This is a genomic window from Helicobacter sp. L8, assembly GCF_003660355.1.
Lineage (GTDB): Bacteria > Campylobacterota > Campylobacteria > Campylobacterales > Helicobacteraceae > Helicobacter > Helicobacter labacensis.
Map to the genome: position 1 here is coordinate 1 of NZ_QXQR01000040.1, position 3326 is coordinate 3326.

The following is a 3326-nucleotide window of genomic DNA, read 5'->3' on the forward strand; positions in this document are numbered from 1 at the left end:
ACGAGCCGTCCTTATCAATTTTAGCAAATTGAATCGCGTGATCTGCTTGCTTTTTGCGCCGATTCAAGCTGGAAAGCTCTTGGGGCAACCTATCATGGTATCCACTTGGATAGAAACAAAAAACTTGAGTCCTCTTTGTGTGATGGTTGCGCCATTGATTTTGCCTTTAAATCTAAGTTTCTGCGTCATTTTGATTTTAGGCAAATTAGGGATTTTTAGATAGTCTTTTGTGCCGCCTTGAATGATTTTAATTTGGTCGCCCCCGATGTAAAAGCTCCCTTGATATTCTCTTTTCTTTTTGAATTTTGGATAACTCACCTTACCTAACTTCAAATCTCTAAAGAATTTAGCAAAAGCTAGTTTTAAATGTGTAAAGGGCTGGGCTGTGGCGTATTTGGTAACCTCATAGACAAAGGGGTATTTTTCTCTTTTAAGAGCGTTAAACTCTTTCTTGAGGGCAAAGTGGTTAGATTTAATGCCATTTTGATAATTTTCTCTCCACTTGGCCAGTCCCCAGTTATAAGCTAATCTGGCACACCCAAAAGCCTTTCTAAAGTGGGTTTGGGCTTTGTTGTTGGGTTGTAGTTCAATCTTGTGTGACAAAAGCGTAGCTTTTGACATTCCACTATTCCTCTACCACGGCTTGCATTTGTTCTAAAAGCTGTTTGTTTTTCTTAGACCTAGAGCCATAAAGTCTTGCCGAAAAAACAGCGATGATTTCTAAGACATCTTTAGCCAATTCCTCTTCAAAGCGGACATTCTCATCGCCTTGATTAATGATAATCACTTCTACTTCTTTAGCCTCACAGATAGCAAATACAAGCTCTGCACCAAAGCGTAACAAGCGGTCTTTGTGGGTAATCACAAGTCTTTTTACTTGGCTTTCTAGGATAAGATTGAGAAGTTTGGTTAGACCTTTCTTGTAGTAATTCATCCCAGAGCCTAAGTCTTGGATCACCTCGTAGTTAAAGCCTAGCAACTGAACAATACAACTCTAAAACCTGCACCTGTCTAACCAAGTCCTCTTTTTGATCAGCACTAGAAACACGGGCATAGGCGATGGTCTTGCGGTTATCATTGTGAAAAACAATGTTTTTGTTAATGCCTTTAAGGCTCTCTAGCTTATACCTGCGCTCCCCGCCTTTTGTGTAGTTGTCGGGTTTTAGTAAGCCTTTTTTTCTCCCAATTTCTCAAGGTTTGGATACTAACACCCAAAACTTTGCTAGCTTGTCCTATGGATAACAAATTGTTCATGGCAACATGATAGCATGGACAAACTTAAGAATATATAAATTTTTTATAGAGAATTATAGAATTTTATAGATTTTAAGTTGCTGTTGTTAGCCCCCTCAATTTCTAGCAACTCCTTTTCTTGGCGCGCATTGAGCTCTTGCATGTGAATCATGCTCTCATATAGCAGGCGCGATCTCTTATGGTGTGCTCGCTGAAATACAGATGCACGCCCAAGAGTTAGGATGTGAGAAACTTCAAGAAACCAAAGACCACAGAAATACCATTAATCTAATCTTGTCTGTGCACACACTAGAAAGCATCGCCAAAGTTTGATCGAATTTAGATGACACCCCGAGTAAGGAGTTGCGCCCGCATTCCTAGCCCACAGAACAAGCAATGGGCTTAGAGCGCAAAGACTCCGACCAAATTTATGGCTCCCCCTAGATTCCTCAATGCGTATAACCCACCGGGACGGCTTTGCCCTCTTCTAACTGGCGTTTATGGCTCACTAGGTTTGCACTCTCTAGATCCTTGATGGCTTGCTTTAAGTCTTTTAAAAATAGCGACATCTGTTCCATGCTTTGATCAGCGCGCACGACCACACGCATCACCGAGACATTTTGAAAATTGGCTGGGAGGGGGTAAGCAGGGACCTGCCAACCATTAAAACGCAGGCGATCGGCTAAATCGTAAAGATCCCATTGTTTTTCTTGCTGCGCCTGTGCATCCATAGCCCAGCAGATGATGGGGATGTTTTGACCCTCATTGATCATCTCAAAAAGCCCCAAGGCTTGGATGCCCCTTGCCAAGAAAAGCCCCACATCGCGGGTTTTAGCATGCACAGCCTTGTAGCCCTCAAAACCCCAACGCACAAAACAATAATACTGCGCCCAAATTTGCGAGCCCGATCGGGAGAAATTAATTTGAAAAGTGGGCTCAAAATCCCCTAAATACGCCACTTTAAAGATCAGCTCATCGGGCAAAAATTGTTTATCCCGCCATAGCACCCAGCCAATCCCCGGATAAATTAAGCCATATTTATGCCCTGAAGTGGAGATAGACACGACATTTTTGAGGCGAAAATCCCATTTGAGATCTGGCTGCATAAAGGGCAGATACAACCCCCCAGAAGCCGCATCTACATGGATGGGCACGCTAATTTTAGCCTGTTGGTTGTATGCGCTTAGGAGCTTATCTAGGGTTATAATGTCATCAAATGCCCCCGTGTAGGTAATCCCCATAATGGGCACAATGCCAATCGTGTAATCATCGCAAAGCTCAATGGCTTTTTGCGCATTTAAAGTCAGGTCATGCCAATCACTCATAGGGACTTCGCGCAACTCCACATCCCAATACACGCAGAATTTTTCCCAAACCACTTGGTAGCCCGAACCGACAATGAGATTAGGTTTTTTCTTGCTAATATCCATGCCCAGAGCTTGCGCCCGTCTGCGCCAGCGAAATTTCATCGCCATGCCACCCAACATGCAAGCTTCTGAAGAACCCACGGTAGAAGTGCCCATATAGTCTTCTTGCGGGTTGGCATTCCAAAGATTGGCAATGATATTCACGCAGCGTTTTTCAATCTCGGTGGTTTGTGGGTATTCAGATTTATCAATGGCGTTAGTTGCCATCGAATCGAGCATAATTTTTCGGGCTTCCTCTTCCATATAGGTTTGCACAAAGGTGCAAAGATTGTAGCGCGGGTTGCCATCATGCATCATTTCATCTGAAACCAGCTGGTAAGCAATGCGCGGATCCATCATTTTCTGCCCTATTTTTTCGCGGGGCAGTAACACATCACTCTCTGCACTCCCAAAAATGGGCGTAGAAGAACTATCTGCCTTGAAAACAAATTTTTCTTCATCTCTTTCTATGTGGCTTTTTTTGTGTAGCATGGGAGGATCTCCTACTCTTTTTGTCAAAATATAGATTTTCTAGTATCGCTTAACTTGCTTTAAAGCGGGCTTTGGACTGGTGGGTCTTTATACTCCCACCCATTGCTCATGCCATCAATCAAAACGCCCATTATTTGCCTTTCAAGTAGTTAGAATACCCGATTTTATCCAAAGCCTTCAGCTCAATATCCCCCC

General features: G+C 43.2%; 1 protein-coding gene and 2 pseudogenes. All 3 read right to left on the reverse strand.

Annotated features, from left to right (window positions below):
* Positions 1-621: pseudogene (locus EAO37_RS08895) on the reverse strand (transposase); the annotation flags it as partial.
* A gap of 4 nt (positions 622-625) precedes the next feature.
* Positions 626-1254: pseudogene (locus tag EAO37_RS08900) on the reverse strand (IS607 family transposase).
* 428 nt (positions 1255-1682) lie between these two features.
* Complete coding sequence (locus EAO37_RS08905) at positions 1683-3131, reverse strand: glutamate decarboxylase (protein ID WP_120953387.1); 1449 nt, start codon at positions 3129-3131, stop codon at positions 1683-1685.
* Positions 3132-3326 lie beyond the last annotated feature (195 nt).

Excerpts from the sequence above, each read along its gene's own strand:
- EAO37_RS08905 (WP_120953387.1), bottom strand. The coding sequence starts at position 3,131 with ATGCTACACAAAAAAAGCCACATAGAAAGAGATGAAGAAAAATTTGTT.